Origin of the sequence: Priestia flexa NBRC 15715 (assembly GCF_001591565.1) — a bacterium.
Classification (GTDB): domain Bacteria; phylum Bacillota; class Bacilli; order Bacillales; family Bacillaceae_H; genus Priestia; species Priestia flexa.
The window spans coordinates 1-16,517 of the sequence record NZ_BCVD01000027.1; the positions used below are offsets into that span (position 1 = coordinate 1).

The following is a 16,517-nucleotide window of genomic DNA, read 5'->3' on the forward strand; positions in this document are numbered from 1 at the left end:
TGTCTCAGTCTCTTTTTCTTACGGTTGAATAATTTGTAACTTCTTAGGATACTTCGTTAACGTTTTATTTCCATCTTTCGTAATAACTACATCATCCTCAATACGTACTCCACCAATGTTAGGGATATAAACGCCTGGCTCAATGGTATAAACCATGCCTTCTTTTAGTATGTCATCATTCGTACGGTTCATAGAAGGAAATTCGTGTACACTAATTCCTAATCCGTGACCTAGTCGATGTGGAAAGTATTCTCCGTATCCCGCTTCCGAAATAAGGTTACGCGCAATCATGTCTAAGTCCCCAATTCTTGTACCGGGCTTTGATGCAGATAAAGCAGCTTCTAACGCCTTATTAACCGTCTCATACATATGCTGTTGTTTTTCAGTAATTTCGCCAAATGCCACTGTTCGCGTAATATCCGAACAATATCCATCTAACACAACGCCTAAGTCAAATAAGACCATGTCACCTTTTTTTAGTGTACGTAGCCCAGGATTACCATGAGGATCACCCGTTTTTTCTCCAAATAACACCATCGTAGAAAACGACATCTCGCGAATACCTTTTCGCTTTAATTCATATTCAATTTTAGCAAGAACGTCCATTTCCGTAACGCCTTCTTTTAAAGCAGATACACCTACTTCAACACCATAATCAGCGAGAGATGCTGCTTCTTGTAAAATGTCAATTTCAGCTTGCGTTTTCACTACCCTTAATTCGTTCATTTTTTCTTCTACGCTTTCAAATACAACATCTTGATACAATGTTTTTAACTCTTCACTTCGCAGGAAAGATAGCTGCTCTTTTTCCACTGCTAAACGACCAATATTATTAATTTCTCTTTTATGTAATGCGGCACGAATTAGCTCCCAAGGGTTTTCATGATCTTCATATCCAACAACATCATATTTCCACCCTGCACTTTTTGCTTGATTAACTTCCATAAAAGGACAAACAAGTACAGGTTCAGTATTTGGAAATACAAATAGGCCTAAAAGTCGTTCATGCGGATCCGTATAAAAATTTGTTAAATAAAATACATTTTCTGTTGAAGAAATAAATGCAGCATCATAGCTTTTTTCAGAAAGCCAAGAAGCCACGTTGCTTAAGCGTTCATTCATCGCATATAACTTCCTTTCTTAATCTTTTAAAATTATTATACCATAATTTCACTACTTTCTCGACTAGTGAAACAACGTCTTTAGGCACAAAAGAAATTCTAGTTTATATACTATTTTGTACTGATTCGCTAGGTTGAATAATTACTTTTTTAAGCCATTGATTATTATACTGATAAATAAGATGGTAATCCCCTCCGGTAAAATATTGCTCCTGGAACATCTCTTGGTTTTTTAAAAATCCAGGGTCACCAATAAAATAATGTCCTTCGTTTAACCTAAATGTTTGAATAAACGAACTTATTCCTTCTTCATCTACATCATCATCAATGACTATTTCAACCGAGTTGCCATTGCTATGAAAATCAAATTCACCTGTTTGATTAAGCCGTACGACTGGTACATTAAACTCGCCTACTGTCAAAAATTGTTTCATTCCCTTCAAAACTTCAGATTCATGATCATCAAATAACAGGTAGTAGTTAAACTTATCCCCATCTGCCTGAAGTATGTTTGCAATTAGCTCAAAATGCTCTTTGCTTTGCTCATCATCAAACATGACAACGAATGACTCGTGATAAGATACCATTTGAAAAGGCGTCATTATCTTCTCTTTAAATCGTAGCATCAATTGTTCACAGCGCTTTCCCGTCACTTTTGCTCCTTTAATTGTTCCCACTCCATATGTTTTCCAGTGTGAAACAGCTTTTTGTGGAATAACGACTATATTTGAAGATGATACGTATAAGCTCATTTCCCCATCTCCTTTGCCATTCTGCATTTTTTCACCTTTTACTAATTAGAGACTTTTGGCTCATTCACCTGCAAAAAACGTATAAATTCATTAAAACCTTTTTGTTTGCTTTAATCTTACAGAATACATACCTAGATACACACCTAGCTTTTACGATTAAAATGGCTAATACTTGCTAATCATAGAATGTGATGGTAATTTTATATAAGAATATAATTGCTATACTTTTCAATTACTTTAAAATGATAGGTGAGAATATTGGAACAACGTGAACATCGCAAACGACATAAACAGAGAAAGAAAAAGCGAATGAGAAGATTTTTTCTTTTTTGCTCTGTAGTACTGATTGCTTTAGCTGGATATGTTTTTTATCAATATCAACAAGGGTTGGCTGAAGCAGACGGCGACTTTCAAAAAGATGGACAATTTGAATTTAACGGTAAAAGCGCCAATTTAGATACTATGAACGTTCTTCTTTTAGGGATTGATTCGCGCGGGGAAGAACATTCACGTGCTGATACAATTATGATTGCGCACTATGACAAGGATAATAACCAGCCAAAGATTGTATCTCTTATGCGAGATAGTTATGTAGATATCCCCGGGTATGGAAAAAATAAAATCAATGCAGCATATGCATTTGGGGGACCTGAGCTTTTGCGCAAAACAATAAAGGAAAATTTCGGTATCGATGTGAATTACTATGCGGTAGTAGATTTTAAAGGCTTCTCAAAAGTTGTAGATACAATTGCTCCAAATGGTATTGAAGTTGATATTAACCAAAGAATGTCCCATGGTATCGGGATGACCTTAGAACCGGGAAAGCAGACGCTTCACGGTGAAGAGCTATTAGGCTATGTGCGATTTAGACATGATAGTCAAAGTGACTTTGGACGGGTTCAAAGACAGCAAGAAGTTTTAGGTAAACTTACAGAAGAAGCATTATCGCTTCAAACAATAGCTAAAGCACCTAAGTTATGGGGAATTATTGATCCCTATGTGGATACAAATGTACCTCCAAAGACCTTCGTATCTATAGGAAAAGATTTCTTACTTGGAAGCTCAAATGAACTTGATTCGCTTCGCATCCCTGTTGACGGTGCATTTACCAATGAACGTGTTTCAGGAGCAGGCGCTGTACTACGATTAGATCTAGAAAAGAACAGGCAGGAAATTCAAACATTCTTAGATTAAAAAGACCCAAAAAGCAGACAGTTTTCTGCTTTTTGGGTCTTTTTTTTATGTTCATACATATATTAGTTACGCTACGGAAACACGACAACGAAATCCGTGTCTACTGGAGGGACCAATGTGAAACTATATCAATATGCTCAGCGTAAAACTGATTCTATGCTTTATCAGTCTTATCATTTCAACACCATTCTTTCTCAGACGGGAGATGTAAAAATAAATTACATTTCATTAGCACCTTATGATTACGCGCCTAAAACTGAAGCCACGATTCCCAAACTACTCTTAATTATAAGCGGAGAAGGATGGATTGCTAACAGTGAAGGTCGAATTTATGTTAATTTCGGAGAAGCTGTATTTTGGAAAGCCGGTGAATACGTTGAATTTGGTAGCGCGGATGGAATGACCTGTATTAGTATTGAAGGCTTCGAAATTTCTCCAGACACGTGGCTACAAGTACTACATAAAGGTACGACCTCATCATAAAGAAAGCCGAGTCATTGCTCGGCTTTCAATTAATTTCAGTCTGATACTAACCCCTTTTTAACCAAGAACTTGCGGGCTACCTCTTCTGCTGTTTTCCCTTCAGCATTGACTTCATAATTCATTTTACGCATTTCTTCATCATTGATTTTCCCTGCTAGCTTATTGAGAATCTCCTTTAACTCAGGATGCTCTTTTAACGTTTCTGCTCTTAAGACAGGCGCACCTTGATAAGGGGGAAAGAACTTTTCATCATCTTCTAGAACTGCTAAATCATACTGTTCAATTTCTGGGTCTGTTGCATATGCATCCAATAAATTAATATCACCTGTTTGAACTGCATTATAGCGAAGCTTTGGTTCCATCGTTTTAACATTGTTTAACGTTAAGCCATACTCTTTTTGAAGACCTGCATATCCATCTTCTCGATCCTTAAATTCAAGGGTAAAGCCAGCCTTTACTTGATCAGCCACGTTTGTTAAGTCTGAAATAGTTTTGACGTTATTTTGCTCTGCAAACTCTTTTGTTACTGTTAATGTATACGTGTTATTAAAAGCCATCGGTTGAAGATAGACTAAATCAAATTCTTCCTTTAATCCTACTTTGGCTTGTTCGTATACTTCACTGGCATCTTTACTATTAGGTTGCTCTTTTAAATGCGTAACAAGCGCTGTTCCAGTATATTCTGGGTAAATATCAATTTCTTTATTACGAAGAGCTTCAAATACAAAAACTGTTTTTCCCAATGACGAACGTAAGTCTACTTTCATATTCGTTTCGTCTTCAATTAACTGTTTATACATATTAATTAAAACATCTGGTTCTGCACCAAGTTTCCCACCTATTACAAGATCTGGCTCAGTTGCTTTCATAGCTATAAACGGGGATGCAAGAATTAATACTAAAATAGCAATCATAATGATAGGACGTTTTTTCGAACCCTTCTTTGAAGAATTTTCAATTGTTCGAAGAACCACGTCAAAGACAATTGCTAATAGTGCTGCTGGAATAGCACCTAATAAAATAAGAGCATTATCACTTCGGTCAATTCCTAATAGAATTAAGCTACCTAATCCACCTGCACCAATTAATGCAACGATGGTTGCTGTTCCGATGATCAAGACCATCGCTGTACGAATACCAGCCATAATAACTGGAAGAGCCAAGGGTAGCTCGACTTTTATCAGTCGCCTAAATGAATTCATTCCCATCGCTCTTGCTGCTTCAATTAAAGATGGGTCTACTTCTTTAATTCCTGTATATGTATTACGAACAATTGGTAATAAAGCATAGAGAAATAAAGCAATAACAGCGGGAACGGTTCCTATTCCTACTACTGGAATTAATAACCCTAATAAAGCTAGTGAAGGAATCGTTTGTAGAACAGCCGTTACGCCGATAATAGGCTCAGCAATTCGCTCATGCCTGGTTAAGTACAGGCCAAGAGGTACGGAAATTAATACTGCAATTAATAGCGCTAGTACGGAAATTTGAACATGTTCAAGCAGTGCTTGAACAAGCGCATCTCCCCTTTGTTCTAACAAAGTAGTTAAGCCATTCATTATACCACCGCTCCTTCTTTTGATCTATTAGACAAGAAGGCAAGGATGTTTTTGCTCGTTACAATACCAATTTTTTTCGAACCTTTATAAACACCAACACAATCGTGCTTTTGTAAAAGCTCTACAGCTTCGCCAATAGATGCAGATGATTTTAAATGTACAGGAGCTTCAATCTTTTCAAAATCTTGCTGATTTGTTTCATTAACAAATACTTCTAATGATTGAAGCAATACGCTTCCCTGATTACCGATAAATGATTTTACGAAATCATTTTTAGGGTTTTGAACAAACTCTTTTGGTGTGCCAATTTGAACTACTTCCCCATCTTTCATTAAACAGATACGATCTCCAAGAGTCATGGCTTCGCTAATATCATGCGTAACAAAGACGAATGTCTTTTTTATCTTTTCTTTTAAAGCTAAAACGTCCTGCTGCAGCTGATCACGACTTAGCGGGTCTAGTGCACTGAAAGGTTCGTCCATAAGAATAACAGGAGGATCGGCTGCGAGAGCTCTAGCTACACCAATGCGCTGCTGTTGCCCACCTGAGAGCTCAAAAGGCTTGCGGTTTCGGTATTGCTTCGGGTCCAGTCCAACCAGTTCCAAGAGTTCATCTACACGCTTTTTGATTTTATTCTTTTTCCACCCCTTCATCTCAGGTACTACCGCGATGTTTTCCGCAATGGTCATATGAGGAAATAAAGCAATTTGCTGGAGGACATACCCAATTTCCCAGCGCAGCTCATTAATGTTGTAATCCGTTACTTTTTTATCCGCTATGTATAAATCACCACTAGTCACATCATGAAGACGATTAATCATTTTAAGCGTCGTTGTTTTCCCACATCCACTAGGACCAATAAGAACAAAAAACTCCCCTTGCCTTATTTCTAAATTAATGTCTTTGACAGCTGTGGTGCCATCTTCATACTGCTTTGAAACATTTTTAAATGTGATCAAATTTAGATGCACTCCTCGTTCAGTTTTTATCGATAACCTCTTTTACCCTAGTTTTCTTCCCATTAAACATTTTTACATTTTATCTATTTTTAGGAAAATAAATACTTTGATGAGTACAAAAAAAACGAGACCCTTAAAAGGTCCTCGTTTTACTACACGTATTATGCTAGCGACAGGGATTGAACCTGCGACCTCTTGCTTACCATGCAAGTGCTCTACCTACTGAGCTACGCCAGCGTCAATCGTAATTATATCATATTTTTCTATTCTTTGAAACATTTTATTTCATTTATTATCCAAAATGTATCTATCTGATTCACTATAATCTACAAAAATTCAAATGAATGTAAGAATATCTAACAATAAAAATGAGAATTTTCTAAAAATGAGTTACACTGGTAAAACATTCAAGAAACTAGAAAGGAAGAAGATAAATGGACCAACAACAAACGCTTAAAAAATCTCCCCCAAAAACACCTTATCCGCGTGACTGTACGTTTAGCAAGGAGGATTGGACGACTCTTTCGACCTATTGGTATCCCATCGCACAAGCAGCTGAGGTAAACGAAAAGCCGCTTAGCGTTAAGCTATTAGATGTCAATTTAGTTGTATATCGCACTAAAAAACAAGTTGTCGTAGCTCGAGACCTCTGCGTTCATCGTGGCACTCCCCTTAGTATGGGTTGGGTAGAAGAGGAGGAAATTGTATGTCCTTATCACGGATTTCGCTATAACACAGAAGGAGCTTGTACATCGATACCAGCGCATCCTGATGCAAATATATCTCCTCGCCTCTGCATGACGGTTTACCCTGTTATCGAGCAATTTGGACTCATTTGGACATCGTTAACAGGCGAAATGGATAACATTCCACAGTTTCAGGCTTGGGATGACCCTGACTTTCAACAAATTGTTTGTCCTAGCTTTGATATAGGGGGTTCGGCAGGTCGACAGATGGAAGGCTTTTTGGATGTTGCACATTTTGCCTGGGTTCATACGGATACATTTGGCGATCGAAACAATGCCTTTGTTCCCAGATATAAGGTTGATAAAACAGACTATGGTTTAAACGTGGAATACTTAAGCACTGTAAGCAATTACTCTAAAGAACAAGCACACTTAAATCCAGAAAACTTTAAATGGCTGCGGGTATTTGACGTGTACCCACCTTTCACTGCTACACTAAAAGTTTATTTTCCTGAAGGTGGCCAGCTTTGGATTATGAATGCGGTTTGTCCAGTTTCCGCTCGTGAAACGCGCTTATTTGTACCTATTGCTCGCAACTTTGACAAAGATTCTCCTGTTGAAGGTGTTTATGACTTTAACCTTCGGGTATTCGATGAAGATCGCGAAATGGTTGAAAACCAAAAGCCCGAAGATCTCCCTCTTGATTTACAAATGGAAGCTCATATCGCAGCTGACCAAACATCCATTGCTTATCGAAAGCTACTAAAATCAATGGGGCTAAGCTTTATTTATACAAGTTAATTAAAAACGCGTCAGGCTAAAACTTGACGCGTTTTTATTACTCATATTTAATTCGAGCATACATGCATAAATCAACAAACATCCCTTTTGACTTTTCAACTTTTCGCAGAGTTCCCTCATACTGAAAATGATTTTTCTCTAGTAAATGAATGGACGCCTTGTTTGCTGGCTCTACTTTAGCCGATACCCTAACCATATCAAGGCTCACAAAACCATAATGAACCAATTGTTGAACTACCTCTGAACCATATCCTTGTCCCCAAAATACTTCGTCTATTTCATAGCCAATTTCTACATGCTGGTTATGAGTATCTATTTGATTAAATCCGCATGAACCAATAATCTTTGCTTGCTCTTTATGAAAGATTGTGTAGCGTAGTGCTTTTTGTTCCTTCGCTAGATTCTGTAGAAAAGCAATCATTTCCCTTGCTTGCTTTTCATCACAAAAAGAATCAATATTCATGAATTCAGTAACTTTTTGATTAGACCAAATTTTAAAAAGCTCCGGTGCGTGCTCAAGTTGGATTGGGGTTAGACAAATACGTTCACCTTGAAGAGATTGCCACATAACTCCTCATTCTCCTTTCAAGACTCATCATACTTTTTCACTATACAACGAACATATTCATAAAAAAAGGTAAGGTTCACTTATAAGTGAACCTTACCTTTTTTATTTTATTTAGCAAACTGTTCTCTTTTAACAGCTTGTTGGTCTTGTGTAACTCCGCTAACTGTTACTCGCTTCATAAAGAGCGATAAGACTAATGCCACCACTATAAGTATCGATGAAATTAAAAATGAATCATTGATCCCTTCAACCATGGCCTGCAGTCCAATTTGCTTTTGCAAATCAGCCGTTGGTGCAACAGCTCCATTACTCATTGCCTCTTTTGCTAATTCTTCTGCATGAAATTCTGTGCGGTTAGACATAACCGTTACAAGTAAAGCTGAACCAATAGCTCCTGACACTTGTTGTAACGTATTATTCATCGCTGTGCCGTGCGGATTAAATTGCTGTGGAAGCTGATTTAATCCGTTTGTCATAATCGGCATCATAACCATTGACATACCAAACATACGAGCCGTGTATAGGATAATTAGCTCCGTATATGTAGTTGTCAATGATAATTGACTAAACATATACGTCGTAACACCTGTGATAGCTAACCCAATTACAGCTAGCACGCGTGCGCCAAATTTATCAAACAGCTTGCCTGTAATTGGAGACATAATCCCCATCACTAAGGCTCCCGGTAATAACAATAATCCTGAATCTAAGGGCGAAATCCCTCGAGCACTCTGTACGTACATTGGTAGCAATAGCATTGCAGAGAATAATGCCATCGTAATAACAATTGAGATGGCAGATGACAATGCAAACATTGGATATTTAAAGATACGAAACTCTAGCATTGGTTTTTCAAGCTTAAACTGGCGAGTAATAAATAAAACCAACCCAATTACTCCAACGATAATCGTTCCGTATACTTCTAGTGATCCCCAGCCTTTATCTCCAGCTGAACTAAACCCGTACAGTAAACCACCAAATCCAAATACCGAAAGAATTAAAGAAAGCTTATCTAACTGAATATCTATCTTTTCTTTTTGATCTTTCAACAAGAAAAATGCTAATACAAGAACAACAAATGCAATTGGCGTCACAACGTGAAATAGCATTCTCCAGTCATAATGTTCAATTAACCATCCTGAAAGAGTTGGGCCGATTGCAGGTGCAAAAATCATCACCAATCCAAAAATACCCATTGCTCCCCCGCGCTTTTCAATTGGAAAGCTCGTTAACAGCACATTCATTAATAGCGGCATCATAATAGCTGCTCCTGATGCTTGAATAACACGTGCAGCTAACAATACTCCAAATTCCGGCGCTACTCCAGCTACTACTGTACCCGTTGTAAAAAGAGCCATCGCTGTTAAAAACAAGCCACGGACCGAGTATCGTTGAATTAAAAAAGCAGTGGTTGGAATCATAATACCATTGACAAGCATATAACCTGTCGTTAACCACTGAACGGTTGATGTTGTTACTCCTAACTCATTTTTTATAGATGGTAAAGCAATGTTTAATAATGTCTCATTAAGTAATGAAATAAATGCTCCTATAAGTAAAATACCAATAATTCCATATGGTGGTTTTTTTGTAGTTTGCATAAAGTTCCTCCTCTCACTAAACCGTAAGTATATTTTTTTATACTATAAGTTCACATATTGTATATTATACCTTCAGTTCATTTTTTGCAACAAAAAAAAGCTGTGATTTTAAAAGAGTTTGTGTAAACGTTTTTTCTCTTGTATCATAAATAAATAGACAGCTAGTACACTTTTATTGCAGGTGATGAAATGAATAAAAAACAAGAATTGATGCTAAAGAGCGCTCATAAGCTCTTTGTTGAAAAAGGATTCCAAGCAACATCTATACAAGATATCGTTGAAGATAGCGGCATTTCAAAAGGTACGTTTTATAATTACTTTTCGTCTAAGAATGAGCTAGTCATTAAAATTTTCGAGTCGGTTTATGATGAGTTAGAAACCAAAAGAAATGAATTTTTAATTGGCCAAAACCGTTCAGACTTAGATATATTCATTAAGCAAATTGAACTTCAGGTACAAATGCACCATCAAAATCAATTGTTTACACTATTTGAAGAGATTTTCTTTTCGAATAACGCTGAGCTAAAGGAGCATTTTAAACAAGCTCAGCTTTACGAATTACACTGGCTTTACAATCGATTAATTGACTTATTTGGCTCAGATAAAAAAGCTTACTTACTGGACTGCGCCATTATGTTTTTAGGCATTCTACACCGCAACTTTCACTACAGCGTCATGGCACACCATAACCAAATTGACGCACCTAAAATCATTCGTTATACCGTCGACCGATTAGTTCATCTAGTGAAAAATGTCTCTACTAGCCAAGAAATGCTTTTTGATCCTGACTTGCTAACACAGTGGATTCCTTTTCACAATCATTCTCCTCAAACAACAGAACAAAAGATTCGAGCCTCTATCTTATTAGTAACAAAAGAAGCGGAAGATGCTGATGATGTAGACAAGCCAAAAATTATTGAATTACTAACATTCTTACAAGAAGAGCTTATTCGTCAGCCTCAAATACGCTCGTTTGTCATTAGCAGTACTTTGCATGCTTTAAGCGAAACAGTAGTCGGTACATCAGAGGAGTTTAAACAGTTAAAAAACCTTATTCAACTCTTAATTGAAGAACAAAAAGAGCCACCTATGTAGGTAGCTCTTTTGTTTATTTTAAAGGCTTATTATTTTTAATATTTAATCCTAAGCCAAACGGGTATAGCGTTTCGCCTTTATTTGTGACAGAAGGAATAGCTACGGGAAGCTTTCCTTTTGGATCAGAAGCTCCAAAAATGGTTTTAACACCCGCTGGGATATTTGGCTGACGATAGCGTCCATTCGTGTATCCTTTAAAACCGTACACCGCCAAAACAGCATTAGCTTCTTCAAAATTTGCTATGTCATAAGGATTTCGCACACTCATTAATACAAACTTTTTACTCTGTGATTGACTGTAATTCATAACGGCTCTTGGGAAAGCTGTTGCCCATTTGGATGAATCTTGAACTGTGTCATCAATTACCCCATCGTTCACTGCCGGGTCATTTTTCACTATATATGAACCTGTGATAACATAATCAGCTTCATTTATCTTCTCTTTAGTTTCCTCTGTAAACGTCTTATTTTCAAATTCTAAACGTTCTACATCTACTGACTTAATCCTTTTTTTATCTATTAGCTCTTGAATTGTGCGCGCCATTGCATCCGTCTGGTCTTTGAAAGGGGCAACCACCAATACTTTTTCATGTTTTTTAGGTTTAAATGGCAAAGTACGCTTTTCATTTTTTAGTAATGTCACCGCTTCTTCTGCCATTTTTTCTTCTGCTTTTACATGCTCCTTGTTTCCTACTACCCTTAGAGCATTTTTCACTTTTTTATCTACATTTTGATCAGTTGCTTCGTAAATGCCTCTCTTTATTTTCAAATCAATAATTCGTTCGGCAGAGTCATTGATCTCAGCCATTGGAATTTCTCCACTATGGACTGCGTTTATTACTCCGCTATAAACATCCTCTAAATTCTTTTCCATTTCAATAGAGTTGACTTGAGCGGGCATAAGTGCAATATCTACGCCAGCATTAATAGCCATAATAACAGCCTCTTCTTGGCCGAAATTATCCGAAATAGCTTTCATATTTAATGCATCTGTAACTACAATTCCATTGTATCCAAGCTCTTTTCGTAAAAGATCGGTTATAATCCCTCTCGATAATGTAGCTGGAACCGTAATTTGTTGACCATCCTTTTTACTTGTATACGTTGTGTCATCGAGGGCTGGAAATTGTAGATGCGCCGTCATAATCATGTCTACACCTGCGTCCATCGCTTGTTTAAAAGGATAAAGTTCCACTTCATCTAAGCGCTTTTTATCATGTGATACAACAGGTAAACCGTAATGGCTATCTACCGCGGTATCTCCATGTCCTGGGAAATGCTTGGCTGCCGTTGCAATATTTTGTTTTTGTAATCCTTTAATTGTTTGAACACCTAATTTTGCTACTAACTTTGGGTCTGAGCTAAATGACCGGACACCAATCACCGGGTTTCCTGGGTTATTATTCACATCAATCGTCGGAGAAAAATTTACGTTAATGCCCAAAGAGGACAGCTCTTTACCGATAATCTCTCCAGTTTTATATGCATTTCGTTCTCTTCTAGTAGCACCAAGCGCCATATTTCCTGGCAGATTGGTTCCCGACTGTAGCCTTGTAACAATTCCACCTTCTTGATCGATTGTAACAAGAAGAGGAATATCTTCACTGGCACTTTGCAAACCATTAACCAATCGAACTGTTTGTTCAGTATCTACCACGTTTTCAGCGAACAAGATTACGCCGCCAATATGGTATTTTTTTATAATACTTCCTACTTCATCATTCATTTCAGTAAATCCAACAGCCATTTTATCCCCTTGCTTCTTCCAGTTACGAAAATCTGGCATCAGCATTTGACCAACTTTTTCTTCTAGCGTCATTTCTGAAACAATGCTTTTAGCATCAAGCGTTTCTTCTGCTGATACTAAAGGAGTCTTAAATGGGATAAGGATTGAGGTAGCTAAAGCTGCTACAAGCCCTACAGACATCACTTTTTTCATAAAATCCCTCTCCTTTTCATTTTATTTATAAAGTAAATATCCTTTTCGCAACTTTTGAAATTCGTTTATCTCCGGCTTCCACTCTGCGACAATTTCTTGAATTGACTTTCCACTTTCAATGCTTTCCCTAACTGAATTATTGCCCGCTAGCAAATCAAAGAATGGTTTATTTCCAGCGTTAAACGCAAAGTGGTTTGGGTATAAATCATGAATAGTTTTTACAATTGCTACCCCTGTTTTAACAGGTTCATATGTTGATTCATTAATTACGTGAATTTCAATTCCTCCTGAAAGTTTGTCACTATGCTTAGAGAAAGAAGGAGTGAAATAGGATGGACGAAACGTCACGCCTGGAAGTGCAAGTTTATTGAGCTCTTCAGCTAAATTACCTCCGTTAATAAAAGGTGCTCCAATGGTTTCAAATGGCTTAGTTGTTCCTCTTCCCTCTGAAACATTTGTACCCTCAATTAACGAAGCTCCCGGATATACAAGCGCTGTATCTGCTGTTGGCATGTTTGGTGAGGGAGCAACCCATTCTGTAGGCAAATCTTTTGCTGTCATTGATCGTTTCCAGCCTTTCATTTTGACTACGTTTAAATCAGCTCCAATATTAAACTCTTGATTAAATAATTGTGCTAATTCACCTACTGTCATACCGTGACGAATTGGAATAGGATACATGCCAACAAATGAAGTATACTCCTCTTGTAAAACCGGTCCTTCTATCTTCTGACCACCTAAGGGATTCGGTCGATCTAGAACAACGATAGGAATGTTATTTTCTTTTGCAGCTTCCATTGCGTAGGCCATTGTATAAATATAAGTGTAAAAGCGAGTTCCTACATCTTGAATATCAAAAACCAGCACTTCAACACCCTTTAGCATTTCAGGCATTGGCTTTTTAGTTGGACCATACAAACTGTACACAGGAAGCCCCGTTTTTTGATCAATATAGAACTCTACGTGCTGACCAGCTTGAGCATCTCCTCTCACTCCATGTTCTGGTCCGTATAGTGAGACAAGATCAAAAGCTTTATGTTCATTAAAAATATCAACAATACTTTTAAGCTCTTGATTAACACCTGTTGGGTTTGTAATGAGTCCTACTTTTTTTCCTTCTAAAAGTTGTAACTCATCTTCTAAAAGAACTTCAACACCTAACTTAAAACTCTGTTTCTTCCCAGGTCCCTTTGCTTCACTGGGTGAAGTGAAAAAAGGTACTGCTATACTAACTAAAAGAACAGCTATTAAAACTCCCATTGACCATCTCTTCATTTATAATCCGCTCCATTTCGTTTATAGTTTGAAATGGTTCCTTCTCATGCTGCAGAGTATAAAATGTCTAAAAAGGATACCTATTAGGTTTTGCAAATAAAAATCTTTTATTCTCTTATTAACCTGAGACTATAGGCTTACTGAGCAAGTTCTAATAACTCTATATCTTCTGGATGAATATGTCCTATTACGTTAACTCGCTCATCAGCCGGCAAGTCATTCAAACCAATGTGAACTTCACCTTGGTATCTTCCATACCGCTCATTGTCCATCGTAATGGTTCCTCGCGGTCGCCTAATTGTTTGACTTGGCTTTATGCTCTGACTTGTACGCGTTCCTTGTAATCGCACAACGTCTCGTGAGCGATCAGGACGTAGTTGGTATGTACATGCTGGCAGCGTTTCCGTCACCACACGAAGAGTTAATATCCTATGCTTATTCCAATCAGCTAACGCATTTACTATCTCTTCATTGAATTCAGGATCTCCAATATAAATACTGCTAATCCCTTCTTCGACTAGACAGACTGCTGCTAACAGCGTGTTTGTGGTACGATGCTGTTCTAAAGTAGGTAACCCTTCAAACAAAGGTCCTCGTTTTTCTTTTTGCCCTGCCACAAACGCAATGACTGGAATCTGCTGTTGAAAAAACATGTGATTTTGCTGTCGAAAAAACACTTCATCCAATCCCGTTTCACGTCTTGGATAAAAGTTGTGCCATCCAACTAACTGATTTGCTTCTATGCCTGCTGTAACCAACGCAGTAAGAAAGCTTTCTGACACTGTACTGGCATTAACAGCTAACTTAAAAAACTGAGAAAGGTAAATAATATCTTCTACTTCAAACCCATCGTCTAACCGAATACCCGTTACGCCTAAGGTGACTAAATCTTCTAATTGAGGAATCTGCAGATGAATAGGTGTATGTTTAGAAACATCAGCATAAACTTCCATTTCATGCTGTTTTGCTACTTGCAGTAAATGTTTAGCTTTTTGAGCAAGATGGCCTGTTTCTTCAGGAATGTGAAGCGAGGTAAACGCTCGCTTCACACCTTTTTTACTTGCTTCCATAATTCTTTGTTCAGCGAACTGATCGTTTAAATAAAAAGAAATACCTATCAATCGAACTCTCCTGCCATTTCATCTTTAAATCCAAATCCGTATGTGAATAAAAATCCTGCTATATATGCAATCAATAATCCAACTAGATATAAAATAATTTGATGTGCATGAACAAGGAACGTTAACGGTAACCCTGAAACCCCTACCGCAACAGTTGCAATATTAAAATATGCTTGGAAAGCACCTCCAACTCCAGCACCTAAACAAGCCGTTAAGAACGGTCGTCCTAGTGGCAGTGTTACTCCAAAGATAAGTGGTTCACCAATTCCTAACATTCCTGAAGGTAACGCTCCACCAATTGCTCGTTTTAAACGTTTTTTCTTTGTCTTTGCATAAATAGCAAAAGCGGCTCCTACTTGACCCGCTCCGCCCATCGCAAGAATAGGTAATAAAGGGTCATCCCCGATTGAATTGATGAGTTCTAAGTGGACAGGCGTTAACCCTTGATGTAGTCCCGTTACAACAAGCGGTAAGAATGCTGCCCCTAGTACAAAGCCAGCCACAATCCCTCCTAAGTCAAGCACGCTCAGTAACCCTTTTGTAATTAAATCTGAAATGAATCCTCCAAGAGGCATAAAGACGATATACGTAACAATTCCAGTAACAAGAAGAGCTACAGTAGGTGTTACAATAACATCCAAAGATTGAGGTACAAACGGTCGAACTTTTTTCTCAACAATGGCAATAAAAATAGCGGCAAATAATACGCCAATTAAACCGCCTCGACCAGGCAATAACGCTTCTCCAAAAAGCTGAATGTCTCCCACCGTTGGATTTATAACTAAAATACCAGCCAGACCTCCTAAAGCTGGTGATCCACCAAACTCTTTTGCTGCGTTAATCCCAACTAAGATACCTAGATAAGCAAATAAACCGCTTCCAATAGCTGTTAGAATTAAAGCCAGCTGTGAATCTGCTGCTAACCACTCTGCCTGCACAACTGACTTTGTAATTCCTGTAATTAATCCAGAGGCTACAAGAGCTGGAATTAATGGAATAAAAATACTTGCGATTCTTCGTAAAAACAGCTTAAACGGTGTTTGATTTTTTGCTTTTAGTTCACTCTTCTTTTGAGCAGCTCGTTCGCTTAAATCAAGACCACCGACTTCATCTATCAGCTGACCAAATGCTTCTGTTACCACCGTAACTTTACCCGGTCCCAAAATAATTTGAAGCGTCTCTTGTTCTACGACTCCTAATACACCTTCCGTACGCTTAATAGTGTCTAAGTTTACTAGACTGGCATCTATTACTTTTACTCTTAAACGCGTCATACAATGAGTATATTCGTTAATATTACTAGCGCCTCCGAGATTTTCTAATATTGATTTTGCTAACACTTTATTTTCTGTTGACATGCTAG

General features: G+C 37.7%; 14 protein-coding genes and 1 tRNA gene. 4 read left to right on the forward strand and 11 right to left on the reverse strand.

Translation table 11 applies throughout. The annotated features are described in order from the left end of the window. Positions 1-18: 18 nt before the first annotated feature. Both BFL01S_RS06720 and BFL01S_RS06725 read right to left on the reverse strand, forming a co-directional pair. Positions 19-1,122 (reverse strand): M24 family metallopeptidase, encoded by a 1,104-nt coding sequence (locus tag BFL01S_RS06720; RefSeq protein WP_061785256.1) that lies wholly within the window; start codon positions 1,120-1,122, stop codon positions 19-21. A gap of 103 nt (positions 1,123-1,225) precedes the next feature. Continuing rightward, entirely contained in the window at positions 1,226-1,873 is a 648-nt protein-coding gene (locus tag BFL01S_RS06725) for a hypothetical protein (protein WP_025910796.1), read from the reverse strand. Positions 1,874-2,182: 309 nt separating this feature from the next. Between BFL01S_RS06725 and BFL01S_RS06730 the strand changes: the two genes are divergently transcribed. Together BFL01S_RS06730 and BFL01S_RS06735 are read left to right on the forward strand one after the other, a co-directional pair. Continuing rightward, on the forward strand, positions 2,183-3,067 hold the full coding sequence (locus BFL01S_RS06730; RefSeq protein WP_373688717.1) for an LCP family protein: 885 nt from the start codon (positions 2,183-2,185) through the stop codon (positions 3,065-3,067). A gap of 117 nt (positions 3,068-3,184) precedes the next feature. Continuing rightward, positions 3,185-3,550 (forward strand): hypothetical protein, encoded by a 366-nt coding sequence (locus BFL01S_RS06735; RefSeq protein WP_025910794.1) that lies wholly within the window; start codon positions 3,185-3,187, stop codon positions 3,548-3,550. A 35-nt stretch (positions 3,551-3,585) separates the two neighbouring features. On the opposite strand, the gene BFL01S_RS06740 is transcribed toward BFL01S_RS06735, so the two are convergent. From BFL01S_RS06740 to BFL01S_RS06750, 3 genes are all read right to left on the reverse strand, one after another. Next, entirely contained in the window at positions 3,586-5,109 is a 1,524-nt protein-coding gene (locus BFL01S_RS06740) for an ABC transporter permease/substrate-binding protein (protein ID WP_061785257.1), read from the reverse strand. Further along, entirely contained in the window at positions 5,109-6,068 is a 960-nt protein-coding gene (locus BFL01S_RS06745) for an ABC transporter ATP-binding protein (protein ID WP_061785258.1), read from the reverse strand. Before BFL01S_RS06745 ends, BFL01S_RS06740 begins: the two co-directional genes overlap by 1 nt. Before the next feature lie 164 nt (positions 6,069-6,232). Further along, positions 6,233-6,305, reverse strand: a tRNA-Thr gene (locus BFL01S_RS06750). A 197-nt stretch (positions 6,306-6,502) separates the two neighbouring features. On the opposite strand from BFL01S_RS06750, the gene BFL01S_RS06755 reads away from it, so the two are divergent. Continuing rightward, positions 6,503-7,555 (forward strand): Rieske 2Fe-2S domain-containing protein, encoded by a 1,053-nt coding sequence (locus BFL01S_RS06755; protein ID WP_061785259.1) that lies wholly within the window; start codon positions 6,503-6,505, stop codon positions 7,553-7,555. 37 nt (positions 7,556-7,592) lie between these two features. Here the strand turns inward: BFL01S_RS06755 and BFL01S_RS06760 are convergent, their stop codons facing one another. After that, complete coding sequence (locus BFL01S_RS06760; RefSeq protein ID WP_025911376.1) at positions 7,593-8,123, reverse strand: GNAT family N-acetyltransferase; 531 nt, start codon at positions 8,121-8,123, stop codon at positions 7,593-7,595. Between the two features lie 107 nt (positions 8,124-8,230). Next, entirely contained in the window at positions 8,231-9,724 is a 1,494-nt protein-coding gene (locus tag BFL01S_RS06765) for a DHA2 family efflux MFS transporter permease subunit (RefSeq protein ID WP_061785260.1), read from the reverse strand. A 189-nt stretch (positions 9,725-9,913) separates the two neighbouring features. Here BFL01S_RS06765 and BFL01S_RS06770 point away from each other — a divergent pair, with 189 nt between their 5' ends. Continuing rightward, positions 9,914-10,819 (forward strand): TetR/AcrR family transcriptional regulator, encoded by a 906-nt coding sequence (locus tag BFL01S_RS06770; RefSeq protein WP_025911378.1) that lies wholly within the window; start codon positions 9,914-9,916, stop codon positions 10,817-10,819. Between the two features lie 13 nt (positions 10,820-10,832). On the opposite strand, the gene BFL01S_RS06775 is transcribed toward BFL01S_RS06770, so the two are convergent. The 4 genes from BFL01S_RS06775 to BFL01S_RS06790 form a co-directional block, all read right to left on the reverse strand. After that, positions 10,833-12,758: a glycoside hydrolase family 3 protein gene (locus BFL01S_RS06775; RefSeq protein WP_061785261.1), complete on the reverse strand. Its 1,926-nt coding sequence runs from the start codon at positions 12,756-12,758 to the stop codon at positions 10,833-10,835. 21 nt (positions 12,759-12,779) lie between these two features. After that, a complete protein-coding gene (locus tag BFL01S_RS06780; RefSeq protein ID WP_061785262.1) occupies positions 12,780-14,033 on the reverse strand; it encodes an exo-beta-N-acetylmuramidase NamZ family protein in 1,254 nt (417 codons plus the stop codon). A 137-nt stretch (positions 14,034-14,170) separates the two neighbouring features. After that, a complete protein-coding gene (locus BFL01S_RS06785; protein WP_061785263.1) occupies positions 14,171-15,154 on the reverse strand; it encodes a MupG family TIM beta-alpha barrel fold protein in 984 nt (327 codons plus the stop codon). Beyond that, positions 15,151-16,512 (reverse strand): PTS transporter subunit EIIC, encoded by a 1,362-nt coding sequence (locus tag BFL01S_RS06790; RefSeq protein WP_061785264.1) that lies wholly within the window; start codon positions 16,510-16,512, stop codon positions 15,151-15,153. Before BFL01S_RS06790 ends, BFL01S_RS06785 begins: the two co-directional genes overlap by 4 nt. Positions 16,513-16,517 lie beyond the last annotated feature (5 nt).

Excerpts from the sequence above, each read along its gene's own strand:
- BFL01S_RS06740 (WP_061785257.1), bottom strand. The coding sequence starts at position 5,109 with ATGAATGGCTTAACTACTTTGTTAGAACAAAGGGGAGATGCGCTTGTT.
- BFL01S_RS06780 (WP_061785262.1), bottom strand. The coding sequence starts at position 14,033 with ATGAAGAGATGGTCAATGGGAGTTTTAATAGCTGTTCTTTTAGTTAGT.
- BFL01S_RS06770 (WP_025911378.1), top strand. The coding sequence starts at position 9,914 with ATGAATAAAAAACAAGAATTGATGCTAAAGAGCGCTCATAAGCTCTTT.
- BFL01S_RS06765 (WP_061785260.1), bottom strand. The coding sequence starts at position 9,724 with ATGCAAACTACAAAAAAACCACCATATGGAATTATTGGTATTTTACTT.
- BFL01S_RS06775 (WP_061785261.1), bottom strand. The coding sequence starts at position 12,758 with ATGAAAAAAGTGATGTCTGTAGGGCTTGTAGCAGCTTTAGCTACCTCA.
- BFL01S_RS06790 (WP_061785264.1), bottom strand. The coding sequence starts at position 16,512 with ATGTCAACAGAAAATAAAGTGTTAGCAAAATCAATATTAGAAAATCTC.
- BFL01S_RS06725 (WP_025910796.1), bottom strand. The coding sequence starts at position 1,873 with ATGAGCTTATACGTATCATCTTCAAATATAGTCGTTATTCCACAAAAA.
- BFL01S_RS06730 (WP_373688717.1), top strand. The coding sequence starts at position 2,183 with ATGAGAAGATTTTTTCTTTTTTGCTCTGTAGTACTGATTGCTTTAGCT.
- BFL01S_RS06720 (WP_061785256.1), bottom strand. The coding sequence starts at position 1,122 with ATGAATGAACGCTTAAGCAACGTGGCTTCTTGGCTTTCTGAAAAAAGC.
- BFL01S_RS06760 (WP_025911376.1), bottom strand. The coding sequence starts at position 8,123 with ATGTGGCAATCTCTTCAAGGTGAACGTATTTGTCTAACCCCAATCCAA.
- BFL01S_RS06755 (WP_061785259.1), top strand. The coding sequence starts at position 6,503 with ATGGACCAACAACAAACGCTTAAAAAATCTCCCCCAAAAACACCTTAT.